This is a genomic window from Vibrio sp. J383 (assembly GCF_023503985.1).
Classification (GTDB): Bacteria; Pseudomonadota; Gammaproteobacteria; order Enterobacterales; family Vibrionaceae; genus Vibrio; species Vibrio splendidus.
In genome coordinates, this window is the sequence record NZ_CP097293.1 from 710,060 (window position 1) to 730,746 (window position 20,687).

Here is a 20,687-nt window from a genome sequence, read left to right on the forward strand (position 1 = left end):
TAATAAGAAGCCCATCCTGTGATGGGCTTTTTTGTGTCTGTTAGCTAACGATCAGCGTTAGATCTAGCTTTAACGGCGTTAAGCGTTAAGTGCTTGCTCTAGGTCAGCCAAGATATCGTCAATGTGCTCGATACCTACTGAGAGACGAATCATCTCTGGTGACACACCTGCTTGCTTTTGTTCCGCTTCGCTTAATTGACGGTGTGTTGTAGAAGCAGGGTGACAAGCGAGAGATTTTGCATCGCCAATGTTCACCAAGCGTTTGAATATTTGCAGTGCATCATAGAAACGAACACCGGCTTCATAACCATCTTTCAAGCCAAAAGATAAAATGGCAGACGGCTTACCTTGCATGTATTTCTCAGCCAATGGGTAGAACTCAGAGGTTGGTAACCCCGCGTAGCTTACCCAACTCACGTTCTCATGTTGCTTAAGGTATTCTGCTACTTTCAGTGCATTCTCGGTGTGTCGCTCCATGCGTAGCGACAACGTCTCTAAGCCTTGCATTAGCATGAAGGCATTCATGGGTGACAGTGCTGCGCCTGTATTACGCAATGGAACGGTTCGAGCGCGGCCAATAAATGCGGCTTCGCCAAAGGCTTCGGTATAAACCACACCGTGGTAAGAAGGTTCTGGTTGATTAAAGACCGGGAAGCGATCTTTGTGCTCTGCCCATGGGAATTTGCCTGAATCGACAATAACACCACCCAACGTCGTTCCGTGACCACCAACGTATTTGGTTAGCGAGTGCACCACAATATCGGCACCAAAATCGATAGGTTTACACAACACAGGTGTCGCCACCGTGTTATCGACAATCACAGGTACACCTTGTGCGTGAGCAAGCTCAGCAACACGTTCTAAGTCGATAATGTTACCTGCTGGGTTACCGATACTTTCACAGTAAACCGCCTTGGTTTTTTCATCGATCAGTGCCGCTAAGCTTTCTGGTTTATCGTCTTTGGCAAAGCGAACTTCTATCCCTTGGTTTGGTAGCATATGAGCAAATAGGGTGTAAGTACCGCCGTAAAGCTGAGGTGTTGAAACGATGTTGTCACCGATTTGTGCCAACGTTTGAATCGCGTAGTTGATCGCCGCGCTGCCTGCACTCACCACTAAGCCTGCAATACCACCTTCTAAGGCTGCCATGCGTTTTTCCAACACATCATTGGTTGGGTTCATTATACGAGTGTAGATATTACCTGGCACCGCAAGGTTAAACAGATCGGCGCCGTGTTGTGCGTCATCGAATTCGTAAGCAACGGTTTGGTAAATAGGTGTCGCAACCGATTTGGTTGTTGGATCAGTGTCGTAGCCGAAGTGAATCGAGAGCGTTTCGTCTTTCATGAGTCTTCCCTGAACTATTGAATGATTTGTGTACTCTCATATTGCCGATTTTTTTATAAAAGAAAAGTATGTTTAGTCACATAGAAGAAACTGGACGAATGGGGCAGAGCGTTGAGCTAGAAGATAAAGGGCTAGAAAAGCAAAAAGCCAGAGCAGCGTGAACTGTTCTGGCTTTTCTAATTTGGTGGCCCCTCCCAGATTTGAACTGGGGACCGAACGATTATGAGTCGTGCGCTCTAACCACTGAGCTAAGGGGCCGTAGGGCATAGATTATAGGGGAACCAATCAATGGTGTCTAGACACTATGAGGGGCAATTCCGCTTACATCTTAGCCACTTAAATCACGTAGGCACAAAAAAGGTGAGCCAACGCTCACCTTTTTTATTTTATGCTTAAAAGCTAACCACACTAAAGCGTGTAATTACTCGTCTAGGAAGCTACGCAGAGTTTCTGAGCGGCTTGGGTGACGAAGTTTACGCAGTGCTTTTGCTTCGATCTGACGGATACGTTCACGAGTTACGTCGAACTGCTTACCAACCTCTTCAAGAGTGTGGTCAGTGTTCATGTCGATACCGAAACGCATACGCAGTACTTTCGCTTCACGAGGCGTTAGGCCTGCAAGAACGTCTTTAGTTGCGCCGCGTAGGCTTGTTGCCGTTGCAGAGTCTAAAGGCAGTTCTAGCGTTGTATCCTCGATGAAATCACCCAGATGCGAATCTTCGTCGTCACCGATTGGTGTCTCCATTGAGATAGGCTCTTTAGCGATTTTCAGTACTTTACGGATCTTGTCTTCAGGCATTTGCATGCGCTCAGCCAACTCTTCCGGAAGCGGTTCACGACCCATCTCTTGTAGCATTTGACGAGAGATACGGTTTAGTTTGTTGATCGTTTCGATCATGTGAACCGGAATACGGATAGTACGAGCTTGGTCGGCAATCGAACGAGTGATTGCTTGACGGATCCACCACGTAGCATAAGTAGAGAACTTGTAACCACGACGGTATTCAAACTTATCTACCGCTTTCATCAGACCGATGTTACCTTCTTGGATTAGATCCAGGAATTGTAGACCACGGTTTGTGTACTTCTTAGCAATCGAGATTACTAGACGTAAGTTCGCTTCAACCATCTCTTTCTTCGCACGACGAGCTTTCGCTTCACCGATAGACATACGACGGCTGATATCTTTGATGCTTTGAACAGTAAGAGACGTTTCACGTTCGATGATATCCAGCTTTTGGATAGAGCGACGGATGTCGTGTTCGTTACGTTTGATCTTTTCTGCGTATGGCTTGTCTGAAGCAAGAACTTCGTCCAACCATGCTTCGCTAGATTCATTGCCAGTAAATAGAGCAATGAAAGATTTCTTCGGCATTTTGCCGTACTCAACCGTTTGACGCATGATTAGGCGTTCTTGAGTACGTACGCGATCCATTGAAGTACGCAGTTCGTTTACTAGGTAATCAAACTGTTTTGGCGTCAGACGGAATTCTTTGAATACGTCTTGCATCATTGTTGTTGCAAGCGTTGCTTTCGGGCTTTCGTGGCCGTATTCATTGATTGCTAGTTGACGGTTCTGGTAGCTAGTGCGAAGTGCTGTGAACTTCTCAAGAGCAAGCTCAGGATCAATACCTGTATCTTCCTCTTCTTCTTCCTCGTCGTCTTCTGCTTCTTCTTTGTCTTCGTCTTCTAGATCAGTTTTAGCGAGCTCTGAACCGATGTGAGTCGCCGTTGGCGCAGCTGTGCCATCGTCGTCTGGGTCAACAAAGCCATTGATTAGATCTGTTAAGCGAATCTCTTCAGCGAGTACGCGGTCAAACTGTTCCAAGATGTATGGAATCGTGCCTGGGTACTCAGCAACAGATAATTGAACGGTATTGATACCATCTTCAATACGCTTCGCAATGTCGATTTCGCCTTCACGAGTCAGTAGTTCAACTGTACCCATTTCACGCATGTACATACGAACTGGGTCAGTAGTACGGCCAATCTCGCTTTCTACGCTTGAAAGCGCAGCAGCAGCAGCTTCAGCTGCATCTTCATCTATATTGGCATCGTCATCATTAAGAGCTAGATCATCAGCGTCAGGTGCAGTTTCTACTACCTTGATACCCATGTCATTGATCATTTGAATGATGTCTTCTACCTGTTCAGAATCCACGATTTCTGCAGGTAGGTGGTCGTTTACTTCGGCGTAGGTCAGATAGCCTTGTTCCTTGCCTTTAATAACAAGTAATTTTAGCTGTGACTGCGGATTTTGATCCATAGATGATATCCAACTTCAGGTCTGGTGAAGGACGTTGCATTCTCAAATGCAAACCAATTATGTTAACAAATTTATTAAATGCTGACTAATCAAACAGGGTTACGCTTTTAGATCTAGCATTAAAGCTAGTAGCTCCCTTTTTTCTTCGGCTGATAAACCGACACTTCTTGCTTTGGCCTGCAGGTTTTCAATTTGTTTTTCAACGCACTGGGCAAGGATATTGTCCAATGAGTCTAAAAATATGTCTTCTTGATTGTCTTCGTCGAGGGGGATTTCCCAGCTCGCGAGACGAGACAGAAGTGCCTCATGTTTGTTCTCTCGCCAATGTTCTAATAATTGGCCTGTGCTGATATGGGGGTTCACTCGGCAGATATCAAGTACTTCGACGAATAAACTTAGTCCAGGCAGCTGTAAGCCTTTGACACTTGATAAATCCGGTACCATATCAGCATAGCTCGGATTTTGGATAAGCAAAGCGATAACTTCACGCATTGGAGTGCGCTTGAGCTCTTTATGCGGTTGAGGTGTCGGGTTCTTTGTGTGAACGCGAGCACGCCTCAATTGGTTATCAAATCCAGTTCGCTCATCGAGCAATTTTTCGAGCAGTTCTTGGAAGTAACTGTCAGGAATTTTACTAATCAAGGCGCTCGCGTGTGCACGCAGTGCCGATTTTCCTTCCGTTGTTCCTAAATTCAGCTTGTGTATTTCAATCAGGTTATCGAACAAATAGGTCGAAAGCGGCGTCGCATTGTGGACGAGCTGTTCGAAAGCTGCCTGACCGTGTTCTCTAATATAGCTGTCAGGGTCTTCACCGTCTGGCAAGAACAGAAACTTGAGTGTGTTACCGGTTTTCAGGTATTCAAGCGCATTTTCTAGTGCGCGCCACGCGGCCTCTTTACCTGCTCTATCACCATCGTAACAACAAACCACAGTATTGGTCTGGCGGAACAACATCTGAACGTGATCACCGGTTGTTGAGGTGCCCAGTGATGCCACTGAGTAATCGACACCGTATTGCGCTAGTGCGACAACATCCATATAACCTTCAACCACAAGTACTTGAGGCGGTTCACGGTATGCTTGTAACACTTCATAAAGGCCGTAAAGCTCTTTACCTTTATGGAAGATCGGCGTTTCTGGCGAGTTTAGATACTTTGGCGTGCCGTCTTCTAAAACACGGCCACCAAACCCGATCACTCGGCCTCGACGGTCACGAATCGGGAACATCACGCGTCCACGGAATCGATCGTATCGGTTGCCTTTATCGTTTTCTATCAACATGCCGCCAGTAACGAGCATGTCTTGGGCTTCTTTTTGTTGGCCAAAGTTCTTACGAACCAAGTCCCATTCATCAGCGACGTAGCCAATGCCAAATTTCTGTACGATTTCACCAGAAAGACCGCGATTTTTTAGGTAATCAATCGCAGGTTTGTTAGCTGAGATTTTCAGCTGAGAGCGGTAAAAATTACTGATGCCACCCATCAAATCGTAGAGGTTACGTTTTTGTTCGCTGTTGGCTCTTGGCGCCGTGGATATTTCACCGCTGCGCTGTTCTCTAGGAACATCAAGTCCTAAAAATGAGGCCAGCTCTTCAATCGCTTCAACAAAATCGAGACGTTCGAACTCCATAATGAAGTCGATAGCATTGCCGTGTACGCCACAACCAAAGCAGTGATAAAACTGTTTTTCTTGGCTTACGCTGAAAGAAGGGGTCTTTTCGTTGTGAAATGGGCAACAAGCACCATAGTTTTTGCCTTTTTTCTTAAGTTTCACGCGTGCGTCCACAATATCGACAATGTCGAGACGCGCTAGGAGATCATCGATGAAACTACGCGGGATGTGTCCTGCCATAAAACCTTAGAAAAATGCACTAACTGAGAGTGTGGATAATAATAGTTTGAATAGGTTACAGATACAAACAAGCCGTGCGTTCCGAAGGATTGCACGGCTTGTTGCAATTTGATTTGGGATTAAGCGAGTTTAGAACGAACTAAACCACTAACTTTACCCATATCTGCACGCCCTTGAATTTGTGGTTTCAAGATAGCCATTACTTTACCCATGTCTTGCATGCCCGCAGGTTGAGCTTCTGCAATTGCGCTATCAAGTAGTGCAATAACTTCTTCTTCAGTTAGCGGTTGAGGCATAAAGCCTTCAAGTACCGTAATTTCTGCTTTTTCCACGTCAGCAAGATCTTGACGATTTGCCGATTCATATTGAGCAACAGAATCGCGACGTTGCTTAACCATTTTAACTAATATAGCAATAATGTCGTCGTCGTTCAGAGTGATCCGTTCGTCAACTTCACGTTGCTTAATTGCTGAAAGAGCTAAGCGGATAGTGCCAAGGCGCGGTTTGTCCTTGGCTTTCATCGCTAATTTTTGCTCTTCTTTGAGTTGTTCAATAAGAGCCATAACTCAGTCCTTATGGATTAAGTTATTAGTACAGACGAACGCGACGTGCGTTTTCGCGAGCTAGCTTTTTAGCGTGACGCTTTTGAGCTGCTGCTTTAGCGCGTTTGCGAACTGTAGTTGGCTTTTCGTAATGCTCACGACGACGCACTTCAGAAAGGATACCTGCTTTTTCACAAGAGCGCTTGAAACGACGTAGTGCAACGTCGAACGGTTCGTTTTCACGTACTTTAACTATTGGCATATGCCTTTCACCTCAGGGGTTATTCATTATCGCTGGTTACTCAGTACCAAATCAGAGAAGTTACCCATCGAGCTAACTCTCTATTCGCGTTTGGCCATTAACCAGCTTGATCAAAAATGGTGCGGAATTTTAATCCGATCACAGTGGCTTTGTAAAGCACTTTGTCGATTATAGTCTGTACAATATTTGTTTGAAGAGCTTAGGCAGGGTAATATTGCGCTAATTTCCCATTTTAGACGAAAGCGTGCCGAGAAAATTATGCGCATTATTGGTATTGAAACCTCTTGTGATGAAACAGGAATCGCAATTTATGATGATGAGCAAGGGCTGCTTTCTCATCAGTTATACAGCCAAGTAAAACTGCACGCCGATTACGGTGGTGTGGTACCTGAGCTAGCGTCGCGTGACCACGTAAAAAAAACCATTCCACTGATTAAAGCGGCATTGGCAGAAGCGAACCTAACGTCGAAAGACATTGATGGCGTGGCTTACACAGCTGGTCCCGGTTTGGTTGGTGCATTGCTTGTGGGTGCAACGATTGGTCGCAGTATTGCTTATGCGTGGGGCGTGCCTGCTGTGCCAGTGCACCATATGGAAGGTCACCTTCTTGCGCCAATGCTAGAAGACAATCCTCCACCATTCCCATTTGTTGCTCTGCTGGTTTCTGGCGGTCATACCATGATGGTCGAAGTAAAAGGCATTGGTGAATACCGAATCCTTGGTGAATCGATTGATGATGCGGCGGGTGAAGCGTTTGATAAAACCGCGAAGCTGATGGGCTTAGATTACCCGGGTGGCCCGCTGTTATCTCGACTTGCAGAAAAAGGGACTCCGGGGCGTTTTAAGTTCCCACGTCCAATGACCGATCGCCCAGGGCTAGATATGAGCTTTTCTGGTTTGAAAACGTTCGCGGCAAATACCATTCGCGCTAATGACAATGATGACCAAACTCGTGCTGATATTGCTTACGCGTTCCAAGAAGCCGTTTGTGCGACCTTGGTAATCAAGTGTAAGCGTGCCTTGGCGGAAACGGGCATGAAACGTATCGTGATTGCTGGCGGTGTTAGTGCCAACAAACAGCTACGTATTGAGCTTGAAGCGCTGGCGAAGAAAATCGGTGGTGAGGTTTACTACCCACGCACTGAGTTCTGTACTGATAATGGTGCGATGATTGCTTACGCGGGTATGCAACGCCTTAAAAATGGTGAAACGGCTGATTTGTCTGTTCATGCCACGCCGCGTTGGCCAATTGACCAACTAGAGCCAATTGCTTAGCTCGTAGCAATCGCTTGGCTAATAGCAATCGTTCAACGAGAAACCGTCGATCAACAAAAGCTAAGCGCAGAATAAACCAGTGTGTTTCGATAAACGGTCGCCTTGTGCGGCCGTTTTTATATCCTAGCTTACCGACTATGTGTCGATAAATAATTGCTAACAGAGATTAGGGAAGAAAATGAACAAGTTTACAGTAGACAATCAGTCGATGGCGTACCTAGATGAAGGTCAAGGCCCTGTTGTTGTGTTAGGCCACAGCTACCTTTGGGATAGTGCAATGTGGAAACCGCAGATCGATGCATTAAAAACTCAGTATCGCTGTATTGTTCCAGAGCTTTGGTCTCATGGTGAGTCTCAAGCTGCACCAGCTTCGATGCGTAACTTGAAAGATTACGCTCAGTACGTTTTGGCTCTGCTTGATCATTTAGAGATCGAAGAATTCTCTGTGGTTGGCTTATCGGTTGGCGGTATGTGGGGAACAGAGTTGGCGGAGTTAGCTCCTGCACGAATCAAGTCTCTGGTACTTATGGATACCTTTGTTGGTTTAGAGCCAGAAGTTGCTCATGCTAAATACTTCAGCATGTTAGACACCATTACTCAAATTAAAATGGTTCCTCAGCCGATTGTAGAAGCGGTTGTTCCACTGTTCTTTGCTAATGATGCTCAAACTAACTCACCAGCTTTAGTGGAAGGTTTTACTCAGCAGCTATCATCACTTGAGGGTGAGAAAGCAGAAGAAGTCGCACGAATCGGTCGAATGGTGTTTGGGCGTCGCGATATGATTGAAGCGGTAGAGAACTTTGCACTGCCTGTTTTGATTGCCGTTGGACAAGAAGATAAGCCACGTCCGGCACTTGAGTCATACCTAATGCACGATTGCATTACGGGCAGTGAGTTAGTGGTGATTCCTGGTGCTGGTCATATTAGCTCGCTTGAGCAACCAGAGTTTGTGAACACAATGCTGAAGACATTTTTAGATAAACATCTACTGTAAGAGCTCTTAAATACTGAATAGTCTTGATCGACAGAGACTTGTGTCGGTTTAAATTTATCCCAGTTTAAAAATGATTCGGCTTAGACATGACAGTTTAAGCCGATTTTTTTTGCCCGAGTTTGGGTTCACTGCCATCGAGTAGGCGACGAATATTCTGATGATGACGTAGGACGATCAAACAACACAACATGGCCACAGGCAGTGTGTATTGAGGTTTGACTAACCAAGCGTAGAAAGGTGCGAGCAACACAGTAACCAGTGCCGCTAAAGAAGAATAACGAAACAAAAATGCCACAACCAACCAAGTCGCCATGATCATGCCCGTTAGATCGAATCCAATTGGGGCGATGGCTCCGAGTGCTGTTGCGACGCCTTTACCACCTTTAAAGTGGAAGAATATAGGGTACATATGACCAAGGCATGCAGCAATCGCCACGACGCCTAAAATGATCGAGTCGATATTGAGGTAGTAGCCAAGCCAGACTGGAATGGTGCCTTTAAGCATGTCACAAAGTAGCACGGCTGCAGCGGCGCCTTTGCCGCCAACACGCAATACATTGGTGGCCCCTGGATTGTTGGAGCCTACCGTTCTTGGATCAGGAAGTCTTAAGACTCGGCATATCAAGACCGCACTCGAAATTGAACCTAGCAAATAGGCTGCAATGATCATGATAAGTGCCAAAGGGGTCATGTTTTTCCTTAAACGGTTATAAGTCTAACGATGGGAAAATAATGCTCAATCCAAGAGTAATTGATATCATATCTGGAATTACACGAATAATACGTTTTTTTCCCCCATATGGGTATCCGACCTCTAAAAGGACAAGTCATGGCACTGGATAAAGTTTTCATTGAACAGCTAGAAGTAATTACAACGATCGGTGTTTACGATTGGGAACAAGAGATCAAACAAAAACTTGTGCTTGATATTGAAATGGCTCATGACAACCGCCCTGCAGGTAAGAGTGATGATGTTGTCGATGCTTTGGATTACTCGACAGTCAGCACTGCCGTACTTGACCATATTGCGAATGGCCGATTCCTATTGGTTGAGCGTGTGGCAGAAGAAGTCGCTGAATTAATCATGACTCAGTTCTCAGTGCCTTGGATTAAAATCCGTTTAGCGAAGCCTGGCGCAGTGCCACAAGCAAAAGCCGTCGGTGTGATCATCGAACGAGGTCAAGCATGACAATAGCCTATGTTGGTGTTGGCACGAACATAGACCGCGACAAGCATGCAAGGGTGGCATGGACAGAGCTTCAATCGTTAGGGACTAACCTTAAATGCTCTAAGATCTATCATTGTGAGCCTGTAGGGTTTGAAAGCCATTCGTTTTATAACTTTGTGATAGAGCTCGACACGTCACTCTCATTGACTGAATTTTCACAGCAGTTGCGTAAAATTGAGTTTAAATGGGGTCGCTCTCAAGATGCTCATAAACTTCAAGATCGAAAGCTCGATCTTGATATTGTGCTGTTTGGAGACGTGGTTTCTGAAAGCGAACCAGAATTACCACGCAGTGATATCTATAAATATCCTTTTGTAACACAACCACTTTATGATCTCTGTCCTGCGAGAGTGATCCCGCAAGATGGAAGAACCGTCAGTGAAATATGGCAGAAGATGCAGCAATTAGATTCGCTCTCTGTCGTAGATATAAAACTATAATTTTTAAGGTAAGTAATGAGTTATTTTGAAGCGTTTATGTTGGCGTTGGTGCAAGGCTTTACTGAGTTTTTACCTATTTCCAGTTCTGCACACTTAATCCTTCCTTCTGCTGTATTAGGTTGGGAAGATCAAGGCTTGGCTTTTGATGTGGCTGTCCACGTTGGTACTTTGGCCGCAGTCGTTATCTATTTCCGCAAAGAAGTGGTCTCTCTTTTGAGCGCATTCTTTGGTTCCGTGTTTAAAGGTGATCGTAGTAAAGAAGCGAAGCTCGCGTGGATGATCATTCTCGCGACGATTCCTGCGTGTATCTTTGGTTTGTTGATGAAAGATATTGTTGAGCTTTACTTGCGCAGTGCATGGGTGATCGCGACGACTACGATTATCTTTGGTTTATTGCTATGGTGGGTGGATAAGAACTCAAGCCTGCGTGATGACGAATACCAAGCGGGTTGGAAAAAGGCGCTGTTTATTGGTCTTGCTCAAGCCATGGCGATTATTCCAGGTACGTCTCGTTCTGGCGCGACGATTACTGCAGCACTTTATCTTGGTTTCACACGTGAAGCCGCGGCTCGATTCTCTTTCCTAATGTCTATCCCAATCATCACTCTGGCGGGTGGTTACTTAGGTCTGAAGTTAGTGACCAGTGGTGACCCTATCCATGTTGGCACCTTGCTAACGGGTATCGTGGTTTCTTTCATCAGTGCTTATATCTGTATTCACTTCTTCTTGAAGCTGATCTCACGTATGGGTATGACACCGTTTGTTATCTACCGCCTGATTCTAGGTTTTGGTCTATTTGCTTTCTTGATGATGCAGTAGCACTCGACTTACGTAGACAAACGTTTCGTCCTAAAGATTGAAACGGAAAAACCCGCCTAGTAGCGGGTTTTTTAATGCATGGTAATCAGCGTAATTGCGATTAACTATCAGCGAGCTCTAATAGGGCGCTCTCAATCGCGGCAGCTCTACGCTTCTCTTGTTCTTCTCGAATATATTTGCCTTGAAAACCATCGGCAATAATCGCTTTAACTTCGACTTGAAGCGCCGCTTGGTAAGCCACTTCGAAACGCGCTTTCTGAGGGTAAGGCTGATCTTCTAATCCTTTTCGGCCAGCGTGATCGGCTTGGCAGCAAAGCAGTATGTCGTTGAGCTTGTCTGGTTTACGCCAAACATCAAACTTGTTCAGAACCTTGAGAAAGGTGGTTGGCTTGAGCTCGCCTGCGCGGTGGATATTAGAATGTTGCTCGCAAACTAACAGTGCGAGATCTCTGAATTCATTGGGCACTCTGACTCTTTCACACAGCTTCTTAATGATTTTTAAGCCTGTATGGCAATGCATTTTATGGCTTGGCCACTCGCTTTCTGGCGTGACGCCTTTACCTAAATCATGCACTTGAGCGGCAAAACGCACGGGTAACGATGAGCTTAATCGCGCAGCTTGTTGAGCAACCATCAGAGTGTGAATGCCCGTGTCGATCTCAGGGTGCCACTTTTCAGGTTGAGGTACACCAAACAGCGCGTCAATTTCAGGCAGCACAACAGCCAATGCACCACACTCTTTCAGTATCGAAAGGAATACTTCAGGATACGGAGTGCTAAGGGATTTATGCCACTCTTGCCAAACTCGTTCGGCAGTGAGGTATGCCAGTTCACCGGATTGAACTATCTCACTCATCATCACCATGGTTTCTGGTGCAACCGTAAAGTTGAGATGATGGAGTTTGGCGGCGAAGCGAGCCACACGTAGCACACGCAGAGGATCTTCAACAAAAGCATCCGAGACGTGTCTTAGAACACGATCAGAGAGATCTTTCTGGCCATGGTAAGGATCGTAAAGTTGGCCCTTATCGTCTTGAGCAATGGCGTTGATGGTCAAATCTCGACGCATGAGATCTTCTTCCAAACTCACATCTGGTGCAAAGTAACATTCGAAACCTGTGTAACCCGAACCTGACTTTCTTTCGGTGCGAGCCAGTGCGTGCTCTTCTTTGGTTTTTGGGTGTAAGAATACAGGGAAATCTTTCCCGACAGCAGTAAAGCCAAGGCTTTCCATTTCTTGAGGGGTACTTCCTACCACGACCCAATCTCTATCATAGCTATCAATATTGAGCAGCTTATCGCGTACCGCCCCACCGACTAGGTAGCGCTGTAGCCCACGCTCTTTTGGTAGGCTATCGTATATTTGCAACTTATCACCTCGAAATGTTTTATCACTGCTGGACTTTACTGCAAGCAATGGTACTTTCCATTAATCGTAATTATAGGGCAGCACATGTATAAGGAATATTTTGGCTTCGTTGAGATGCCATTTTCGATTGTACCAAATTCTCGCTATTTGTTTTTGAGTCAGCGCCATCAAGAAGCGATGCAGAACCTACAAGCCGGTTTAGGCGAGGGTGGGGGCTTTGCGATGCTTACTGGTGAGGTCGGTACAGGAAAAACAACGGTCGCCAAAGCGATGTTGTCATCACTCGATAATCAGACTCAAGCTGGCCTTATACTCAACCCTACGTTTTCCAATACGGATTTACTGGAAGCTATCTGTGATGAGTTTGAGGTCGAGTACCCTGAACAAGCATCGTTGAAACAGCTGAGTCAGGCCATTCATCACTTCCTGCTCGATAGTCATGCTGAAGGCATTCAAACCTTATTGGTGATTGATGAAGCCCAACATCTCGCAGCTGATGTGCTGGAGCAGCTGCGCCTTCTGACCAACTTAGAAACTGATAGTCGCAAGCTGTTAAAAGTACTGTTGGTCGGCCAACCGGAATTACAACAGCACTTACAAACCACTCAATTACGTCAGCTAGCTCAGCGCATTACAGGTCGCTATCACCTACTGCCTCTTAATACTGAAGAAACTGGCAAGTACATCGCGTTTCGTTTGGAAACGGCGGGTGGCGAGCAGATGCTGTTTTCGAATCGTTCAATCAAGCTGATCGCCCAATATACTCATGGTATTCCAAGGCTCATTAACTTGGTGTGTGACAAAGCCCTGCAATTGGCTTTTCATGATGGTGAGCCATTACCGAACAATGAAACGGTTAACCGAGCGTGTCAGCAAGTTATGTCGTTTCAGGCCGATGTGTATCATGTCGAAAAGCCTCGATCTTCTCTCGTCGTACCTAAGTTATTCCAATACGCAGGGATTGCTACATTAAGTGTCGGCCTCGCAATGGCGACCTTTAATTTTGCTCCAAGCTATATCAATGCATGGCAGTCGGCTGAGACTTCAAGTGAAATGAAAACAGAAGTGTCTGCACAGGCTCAGCGCTCTTTGTTGGCGAATCAACCTCAGTTGGTTGCTGAGCCAAAACCTTCCAAGTTTGCTTTGCCACAAGATATTCAACAGCACTTGATGCAGGGAACCAATCGTTCTCTCGCTATCAAGGACTTGTATACGCTCTGGGGGTATCAGTCTTCACTGCGTGATGGCTTGTGCTTAAGTGAGCCGCAAAGTGTCTTTGTGTGTGTGCAACAACAGTCAAATTTGGATACATTGTTAGAGCTTGGCGTACCCGTGGTCCTTAATCTGGATATCGATCAAGAGCCAGTGTTTGCTGTGCTTTATGGTGCGTCTGAGGAGTCTGTCGAGCTCCTCGTTAACGAAAAGCTCTTGGTGATGCCTAAGCGTACCTTAAAGAAAATCTGGCAAGGTGATTATGTCGCGATTTGGAAACAGCCACTCAGAGATACGCTCAAAGAGGGTTATCAAGGTGAGGCGATTGCACTGCTTGATCTGCTATTGTCTGAAGTTTTGGGTGAAGACGTATCGGGCAGTGATGTATTTGACTATGAGTTAAAAATGAAAATTGAAGCGTTTCAAATGTGGCAAGGGATGTCTGTCGATGGCATTGCAGGAAAACGCACACTGGCAAGATTACAAAGATTGGCTCAACTCGATTCGCCTAAGTTGATGTCACTCGATGGAGGCGCAAGTTAATGTCACGCATTATGCATGAGCTTAATCAGTCGTCTGCTAAGCAGCCGCCTTTTAACCAAGCGTCTCTTAAACAATCATCTTTTAATAGCCCCAGCTTCAAAGGCTACCAAAATCATCATGTGCCAAGTTCTGTTAAAGGGATTAGCAATAAACGAGGCGCATCGTTAGCCATAGGGCTACTCCTTATCTTGGTGCCTTCTTTGTTGGTGGGTGGTGTTCTAGCTTATCAATCGTATAACCAACAACAAAACTCGGCTAGCCAAGCTGCGTTGGTGATACTGCCTGAATCAGAACCTCAATCAGACCTTGAGCCTCAAATCGCTGATGTTGATATAGCCAATGTGGATGCTGTGTCAGTGGATGCAGAAGATGAAGTATTATTCGCCGTTCGCCCAGCGCCGGCAAGCCAACCTTTGAAAGCACTGCCACGCCAAGAGGTGTATGCGCAGATTGGCTCTGAAAGTACGAATGTCGCTGGTGGAGCTATTGTGCCTGTGGCTAGTTCAGAGAGTAGTGCGCGAACATCAGAAGAGTCAGAGTTATCACTAGCTCAGCAAGAGGTTCAGCCAGGTGTAAGCAATGAGAATACGGCTCTGCAATCGGACAGTGATTTACTGCAAGGGCTAGATCTCAGTGAGTTACCACCTGATTTGGCCTTAAAGCTTGAATCAATGATGGGTGAGCAACAAAGCGTACCTGAGCCAATGGACTCACGTCCAGCAGGGCAGGTAGGGTCTCAGGTCATAGAGTTAGAGTCTCACAGCAATAGTTTATCTGGGGTATTACCTAAGCTAGACCTGCAAACTCACATGTATTCGAGTAGTGAAACCAAGCGTTGGGTAAAAGTGAATGGCCAAGAAGTGGCGCAAGGAGATTGGATTGGACAAGACATTCAATTACTGGAGATTAAGCCACAATCAGTGATTATCGAGTTCAATCAACAGAAAATAGAAATCCCCGCTCTGTACGAGTGGAAAGGCTAAAAGTTAGATAGCCCCAAAGGCCTAGAGAACAGACAAATAAAAAGGAGCACCGAGGTGCTCCTTTTTGATATTCGATACTGAATTTACCCTGTTTAGCGCAAGATAAGCCAAACAGGTAAAGTGATCAGCTTACGACCAGCCGTTTGGTGACTTTCTGCGACGAGGTATAATGTGTGGCAGGACAAGGCCAAGAAGTAGACCAATACCAGCAACACCACCACCATACATAAAGTATTTCAGTAGTAGATCATCTTTTTGAGTGTCTAGCTTAGCGCGTAGCTCACGGTTCTCTGTTTGAGAACTCGTAAGTTGTTGGCTAATCTCGCTGTAGTTTTGCTCAAGTTCAGAAATTTGCTTGTTACGAGAGTCTAGAGAGCTCGCTAGGCCAGCTTTTTCGCTGTCAGCACTTTGACGAGCATTCGCTAGCTTGCCTTTAACTTCAGTCAGCTCTTTCTCTAGCTTAGGCATACGCAGAGCCATGCTTTCTTGAGTGCTTACAAACTTACTTTCTACCCAGCCTTTACGGCCGCGGCTGTCTTGAACCTGGGTGTAACCCGTGCTCTTGTTAGTTTGTAGGTAAGTAATCTTTTCACCAGCATCAACACTACCGATGATACGGAATGTGTTGTTTGGGCCAGAATGCATATAAGTAAATAGTTTGTCAGCAATATAACGGTCTTGTGCAAAGGCAGCTGGAGCCGCAAGCATTGCGAGCAAAACTAAGCTAATCAGTTTTTTCACAGTAAATCCCTTAACGATTCAAATTGGGTAGGCGTATGAGTCAGCCTCAATGAGCAAATAATATTTAGTTTCTTTATGCGGTGCAACAAAGAAGGGAGGCAAAGCCTCCCTTTCTGTGCGTTTGAGTCAATAATGACATGGTATTTACATATCATTACCGAAGCTCACCGTTTTCTGACGCTAATATTTACTAACGCCAGGGCTATTACATAGTAAACATAGCCTGAATTGCGTAGAAGAACACAACAGCAAGTAGAGCACCTGCAGGTAGCGTTACAATCCACGAAGCAACGATGTTACGCACAACGCCTAGGTTGAGTGCTGCGATACCACGAGCAAAACCTACACCTAAAACCGCACCAACCAATGTTTGCGTGGTTGAAATCGGAAGGCCAGTACCAGAAGCAAGTACAACCGTACATGCCGTTGCTAGTTGAGCAGCAAAGCCACGGCTAGGTGTTAGTTCTGTAATACCAGTACCCACGGTTGCCATTACTTTATGACCCATGGTAGCAAGACCAACAACGATACCAATACCACCTAGTGGAAGAATCCACCATGCGATAGTGCTCTTACCTGAGATTTCACCCATGTGCTCAACCGTTGAAACAACAGCAGACAGTGGACCAATCGCGTTCGCAACGTCATTTGAACCGTGTGCGAATGCCATCGCACAAGCTGTGATAACCATTAGTACGCTGAAGATACCTTCAACGCCAGCAAAGCCATGGTCTTCTTCGCGATTAGCAAATTTCTTTTGAATGTATAAGTAACCGCCAACCATGACTAGAGCAGAAACACCAGCTGCCCATAACCAGGCTTCAGTGCCGCTTAGGTGAAGGCCAACGTGCTTAAGACCTTTCTTAATTGTTACAAGTGCAATGACCATTGTCGTAATGAACATGTACACAGGCACAAAACGCTTAGCGTTAAACAACGGATTTTCTGTATCGAATATCAGTCGTTGGGCACTGACAAAAATAAGATAGGCGAAGATGCCGGAAATCAACGGTGTGACAATCCAACTACCCACAATACCTTGAACGCTGTTCCAATCTACAGCTTCTGTACCTACAGACACACAAGCAAAACCGATGATGGCACCGATAATTGAGTGAGTCGTTGATACTGGCCAGCCCATGTATGATGCTAGAAGCAACCATGTACCAGCAGCCAGCAGCGCTGACATCATGCCGTACACAAGTACATCAGGTTGATGAGCGAATAGAGACGTTTCGATAACACCTTTACGGATCGTGTCTGTTACTTCGCCGCCCGCAAGGTAAGCACCTGCGAATTCAAAGATCATTGCGATAATGATCGCTTGTTTAACGGTTAGAGCTTTAGAGCCTACTGAAGTGCCCATTGCATTCGCAACGTCATTTGCACCAATACCAATAGCCATCAAGAAACCGAAAGCTGCTGCAACAATAATCAGGACAGTGCCGTAGTTAGCAAGGATATCCATCGTAATACCTAGTTGTTTGATAACAAGCGGAACAAATTTAGACGCAAAAAACCGCTCAGCGAGAGGAATACTCAGCGCATAAGTGGTTTGGTTAAAAAATGCTCTTCGTTATATAGTTAGCGTATGATTTAAGATCGAGAAAGCATTACTTCAAGACGAGCGCCTACACGCTGTGCTTGATCTGCAATACCACCAACCCATTCAAGAATTTTGTATAAGAACATGATGTCAACTGGATTCATATCGTCTTCAATCGCCATTAATTGTTGGCGTAATTCGATCTGCATCGCGTCCGTGTCATCTTCAATTACATCTAACTGATGAATCATTTCAGCAACGAGTGTTACTTCACGGCCCTTAAAGCCAGTCTCAAGTAATTCGTCTAATTCATTGATTACGTTTTGTGCTTGGTTCGCTGCATCTAGACAGCGTTTAACGTAAGCGATGAAGTTTTCTTGCATTGGAGCAGGAATGACAAGTTGACGACCATATACACGGCCAGCAATGTCTTTCGCTAGGTTTGCGAGTTTGTCTTGTTGCGTTAATAGCTCCAACATATCGGTGCGATCAACTGGCATAAACAAACCACGAGGAAGTTTAAGGCGAATTTCACGTTTTAGTACGTCAGCTTCTTTCTCAAGGTGAGAAATTTGAGCTCGAATTTCTGATGCTTTCTCCCAGTCACCTTTTGAAGAAACTTCAAAGAAATTAACTAGGTGAGAACAACATTCGTTCACGCATACTACGTGACGCTGCAAAGGTTTAATTGGGGACTTTGCAAATAACCCCATAATTGTATTTACTGGCATGGTCATCCAACCTAATAAATAATAACCTTAAAACAACATACACCATATTCATGGTGAAATGTTAAGCGATGGCTACAAAGTCGCGCATGTTAACCTAATCAATGTCTCATTAAAACTGTTTTAGATCATCATAAGGGCGATATTTCTGACTTGCTGAGTTTTCAAATTGGCAATATCCTGTCCCTATCTTCACAGAAAGGTATAACTATGGAAACCGAGATAGAACTGAAGTTTTTTGTTTCTCCTGATTTTTCAGAGACTTTACGCAATAAAATTGCTGAAACTAAAGTACTTCAGCACAGTTGTCGCGAGCTAGGTAACATCTACTTTGACACCCCTGACAACTGGCTACGTAAGCACGATATTGGCTTGCGTATTCGACGTTTTGATGACGTATTTGTACAAACCGTAAAGACGGCTGGTCGTGTGGTTGCTGGTCTGCATCAAAGGCCAGAATACAATGCAGAACACGATAGCAATGAACCTAAGCTAGCCCTGCATCCAGAGGATATCTGGCCAGCGGGTAAAGACACCGCAACGTTGCAAGCTGAGCTGACTCCTCTGTTCTCTACCAACTTCACGCGTGAGCAGTGGTTGATTGGTATGCCAGATGGCAGCCAGGTTGAGGTTGCGTTCGACCAAGGCTTCGTTGAGTCAGGCGATCTGCAAGAACCGATTTGCGAAGTCGAATTGGAACTTAAATCGGGTCAAACGGATGCTCTATTTACATTGTCTCGTCAATTCTGCGAACAAGGTGGCATGCGTTTGGGGAATCTCAGCAAAGCCGCTAAGGGTTACCGCCTTGCTCAAGGTTATCAAGGAGATGAAGTCACTCCTTTGACCTTAGTTGATACTGACAAAAGTGATACTGTTGAATCGTGTTTCATTCAATCTTTAGAGCATGCTCTCGCTCATTGGCACTCTCACGAGCAGATTTTTACTGAGCGTCAATCGATTGAAGCGTTACATGAGATAAGCCATTCGCTAAGTTTTATTCGTCAAACCTTCACTATCTATGGTGATATTGTTCCAAGACGCGCGAGTGCTATTTTACGCCAAGAACTTAAGTGGCTTGAGCAAGAACTTGATTGGCTAAAAAGTTATGATCACTTTGACGATTTGCTCGAAGATAAAGGCCACGTGCTGCGTAAGCTAGATGCACGTAAGTTCTTGGTCGCTGAGCTTAAAGAGATGCAAGAGCAACTGCCAGATCGTGAAGACCTGTTGACCTTATTGAGTTCTGCTCGATACACCGGTTTATTATTAGATCTTAGCCGTTGGATCTTGTCTCGTGGCTGGCAACCTTTCTTAGATGAAAAAGCACGTGAGCAAATGGCTCGTGGTATCGAATGGTTTTCCGTGCAGCAACTCGATCGCACATGGGCCGATTTGATGGAAGCTTTCCCGCCAGAGCGAGTGATGACCAGCCAAGCGTATATTGATCAGCAATACCGTTTGATGCGTAATCTGTATTCTGGCGTTGGTTTCGCGAGTTTGTATGATGACGATGAACGAAACAGCTTCCGCTTGCCATGGGCCGATATGGTACAAGGCATTGATGACTTGCTGGCACTTAAAACGTTAGAGCCTTTGACTGAGAAATTGGAAGGCGATGAGAAGGTTCAGCTAGAGCGTTGGTTGGCTCGCCAAGAAGTGTCTATTCTGCATGCGATGGAACAGACACGCCAAATCAGTGTTGAGGTTGAGCCATACTGGCAAGACTAAACTCAATACCGGCATCAGTATAAGTATGAATTTGAAAATAGGGCTTCGGCCCTATTTTTTTGTTTGTTGCTCGAGCTTTTCTAGTCGCTCTAGTATTTTCTGTTGTTGCTCAATGATCTTTTCAAGATGCTTCTCTTTGTTTTCTGCTCGTTGATTCTCATGGTGAGTTGGGGAGGTGATCAGAGAAGTAATCAAGCCTGAAATCATACCGAAAACACCCACACCACAAATGATCACCAGAGAGGCGACTAATTTCCCTGAGTTTGTCACTGGGTAATGATCGCCGTACCCTACGGTACTGATGGTAACGAAAGCCCACCACAAAGCATCTTGGCCAGTGGTAATGTTGGCATTGGGATCTTTGTGTTCTAACAGAAGTATTGTTCCAGCTCCTATGGTTAGGAGAATAACCAGTAGCAGAATAATTGAGGCGAGTGTGGTTTCTTTGCGATTACGAAACAGCTCTCTAAAAACACGTTTACCCGAGCGGAGCACAAGAATGACACGCAGGATCTGAAAAATGCGAGCGAAACGAAGTGGTTCGATCATTGGGATGCTTGCTAAGAAATCGATCCAGTGTACTTTTAGATATTCTTTCTTATTTTGTGATCTCAATAGATCAATCGTGAGCTGAAAAAGAAAAACACTACAGATTATAAAATCGAGGCCGATAAGAACTTGTTTTGATTCTTTATCAATCGGTGCAAACAATAAGCCTGAGATCACAAATAACGCTAAGAAAGAGAGAATCAGTGATAATAAGCTCATCGGCTTGGTTGTGTCTTTGATACTATTTAACATTCATACGAGGCT

19 protein-coding genes and 1 tRNA gene are annotated in these 20,687 nt (G+C 45.3%); 8 read left to right on the forward strand and 12 right to left on the reverse strand.

Annotated features, from left to right (window positions below; translation table 11 throughout):
* Positions 1–78: 78 nt before the first annotated feature.
* From M4S28_RS03255 to rpsU, 6 genes are all read right to left on the reverse strand, one after another.
* Positions 79–1,347: an O-acetylhomoserine aminocarboxypropyltransferase/cysteine synthase family protein gene (locus M4S28_RS03255; RefSeq protein WP_017080208.1), complete on the reverse strand. Its 1,269-nt coding sequence runs from the start codon at positions 1,345–1,347 to the stop codon at positions 79–81.
* A gap of 182 nt (positions 1,348–1,529) precedes the next feature.
* Positions 1,530–1,605 (reverse strand) — tRNA-Ile (locus tag M4S28_RS03260).
* Positions 1,606–1,768: 163 nt separating this feature from the next.
* A complete protein-coding gene (rpoD, locus tag M4S28_RS03265) occupies positions 1,769–3,613 on the reverse strand; it encodes an RNA polymerase sigma factor RpoD (RefSeq protein ID WP_009847799.1) in 1,845 nt (614 codons plus the stop codon).
* Between the two features lie 99 nt (positions 3,614–3,712).
* Positions 3,713–5,464 carry a DNA primase gene (dnaG, locus tag M4S28_RS03270; RefSeq protein ID WP_017080230.1) on the reverse strand — a complete coding sequence of 584 codons (1,752 nt, stop codon included), beginning with the start codon at positions 5,462–5,464 and terminating at the stop codon, positions 3,713–3,715.
* A gap of 119 nt (positions 5,465–5,583) precedes the next feature.
* Complete coding sequence (locus M4S28_RS03275) at positions 5,584–6,027, reverse strand: GatB/YqeY domain-containing protein (protein WP_009847797.1); 444 nt, start codon at positions 6,025–6,027, stop codon at positions 5,584–5,586.
* Positions 6,028–6,052: 25 nt separating this feature from the next.
* Positions 6,053–6,268, reverse strand: coding sequence for a 30S ribosomal protein S21 (gene rpsU, locus M4S28_RS03280; protein ID WP_004396009.1), 216 nt, complete (start codon positions 6,266–6,268; stop codon positions 6,053–6,055).
* A gap of 258 nt (positions 6,269–6,526) precedes the next feature.
* Here rpsU and tsaD point away from each other — a divergent pair, with 258 nt between their 5' ends.
* Together tsaD and M4S28_RS03290 are read left to right on the forward strand one after the other, a co-directional pair.
* Entirely contained in the window at positions 6,527–7,543 is a 1,017-nt protein-coding gene (tsaD, locus tag M4S28_RS03285; RefSeq protein WP_010434613.1) for a tRNA (adenosine(37)-N6)-threonylcarbamoyltransferase complex transferase subunit TsaD, read from the forward strand.
* 178 nt (positions 7,544–7,721) lie between these two features.
* Positions 7,722–8,537, forward strand: coding sequence for an alpha/beta fold hydrolase (locus tag M4S28_RS03290; protein WP_249632310.1), 816 nt, complete (start codon positions 7,722–7,724; stop codon positions 8,535–8,537).
* 94 nt (positions 8,538–8,631) lie between these two features.
* Here M4S28_RS03290 and plsY read toward each other — a convergent pair whose 3' ends face one another.
* Positions 8,632–9,228 (reverse strand): glycerol-3-phosphate 1-O-acyltransferase PlsY, encoded by a 597-nt coding sequence (gene plsY / locus M4S28_RS03295; protein WP_004735970.1) that lies wholly within the window; start codon positions 9,226–9,228, stop codon positions 8,632–8,634.
* 138 nt (positions 9,229–9,366) lie between these two features.
* Between plsY and folB the strand changes: the two genes are divergently transcribed.
* From folB to M4S28_RS03310, 3 genes are read left to right on the forward strand one after another with little or no spacing between them, the layout of a single operon-like run.
* A complete protein-coding gene (gene folB, locus M4S28_RS03300; RefSeq protein ID WP_004735969.1) occupies positions 9,367–9,726 on the forward strand; it encodes a dihydroneopterin aldolase in 360 nt (119 codons plus the stop codon).
* Positions 9,723–10,205 carry a 2-amino-4-hydroxy-6-hydroxymethyldihydropteridine diphosphokinase gene (gene folK / locus M4S28_RS03305; RefSeq protein WP_054547839.1) on the forward strand — a complete coding sequence of 161 codons (483 nt, stop codon included), beginning with the start codon at positions 9,723–9,725 and terminating at the stop codon, positions 10,203–10,205. Before folB ends, folK begins: the two co-directional genes overlap by 4 nt.
* A gap of 15 nt (positions 10,206–10,220) precedes the next feature.
* Positions 10,221–11,024: an undecaprenyl-diphosphate phosphatase gene (locus M4S28_RS03310; RefSeq protein WP_004735967.1), complete on the forward strand. Its 804-nt coding sequence runs from the start codon at positions 10,221–10,223 to the stop codon at positions 11,022–11,024.
* A 100-nt stretch (positions 11,025–11,124) separates the two neighbouring features.
* Here M4S28_RS03310 and M4S28_RS03315 read toward each other — a convergent pair whose 3' ends face one another.
* Complete coding sequence (locus M4S28_RS03315) at positions 11,125–12,441, reverse strand: multifunctional CCA addition/repair protein (protein WP_249632311.1); 1,317 nt, start codon at positions 12,439–12,441, stop codon at positions 11,125–11,127.
* A 36-nt stretch (positions 12,442–12,477) separates the two neighbouring features.
* On the opposite strand from M4S28_RS03315, the gene M4S28_RS03320 reads away from it, so the two are divergent.
* Together M4S28_RS03320 and M4S28_RS03325 are read left to right on the forward strand one after the other, a co-directional pair.
* Positions 12,478–14,148: an ExeA family protein gene (locus tag M4S28_RS03320; protein WP_249632312.1), complete on the forward strand. Its 1,671-nt coding sequence runs from the start codon at positions 12,478–12,480 to the stop codon at positions 14,146–14,148.
* Positions 14,148–15,131: a general secretion pathway protein GspB gene (locus tag M4S28_RS03325; protein ID WP_249632313.1), complete on the forward strand. Its 984-nt coding sequence runs from the start codon at positions 14,148–14,150 to the stop codon at positions 15,129–15,131. Before M4S28_RS03320 ends, M4S28_RS03325 begins: the two co-directional genes overlap by 1 nt.
* A 129-nt stretch (positions 15,132–15,260) precedes the next feature.
* On the opposite strand, the gene M4S28_RS03330 is transcribed toward M4S28_RS03325, so the two are convergent.
* From M4S28_RS03330 to M4S28_RS03340, 3 genes are all read right to left on the reverse strand, one after another.
* The gene (locus M4S28_RS03330) at positions 15,261–15,872 is read right to left on the reverse strand and encodes a TIGR04211 family SH3 domain-containing protein (RefSeq protein ID WP_054547835.1); all 612 of its coding nucleotides are present in this window, start codon (positions 15,870–15,872) and stop codon (positions 15,261–15,263) included.
* 205 nt (positions 15,873–16,077) lie between these two features.
* Entirely contained in the window at positions 16,078–17,340 is a 1,263-nt protein-coding gene (locus M4S28_RS03335; protein WP_017077661.1) for an inorganic phosphate transporter, read from the reverse strand.
* 128 nt (positions 17,341–17,468) lie between these two features.
* Positions 17,469–18,149 carry a TIGR00153 family protein gene (locus M4S28_RS03340; RefSeq protein WP_004735960.1) on the reverse strand — a complete coding sequence of 227 codons (681 nt, stop codon included), beginning with the start codon at positions 18,147–18,149 and terminating at the stop codon, positions 17,469–17,471.
* A 207-nt stretch (positions 18,150–18,356) separates the two neighbouring features.
* Here M4S28_RS03340 and M4S28_RS03345 point away from each other — a divergent pair, with 207 nt between their 5' ends.
* Positions 18,357–19,874 carry a CYTH and CHAD domain-containing protein gene (locus M4S28_RS03345; protein WP_249632314.1) on the forward strand — a complete coding sequence of 506 codons (1,518 nt, stop codon included), beginning with the start codon at positions 18,357–18,359 and terminating at the stop codon, positions 19,872–19,874.
* Between the two features lie 51 nt (positions 19,875–19,925).
* Here the strand turns inward: M4S28_RS03345 and M4S28_RS03350 are convergent, their stop codons facing one another.
* Positions 19,926–20,675 carry a potassium channel family protein gene (locus M4S28_RS03350; RefSeq protein ID WP_237291157.1) on the reverse strand — a complete coding sequence of 250 codons (750 nt, stop codon included), beginning with the start codon at positions 20,673–20,675 and terminating at the stop codon, positions 19,926–19,928.
* Between the last annotated feature and the right edge of the window lie 12 nt (positions 20,676–20,687).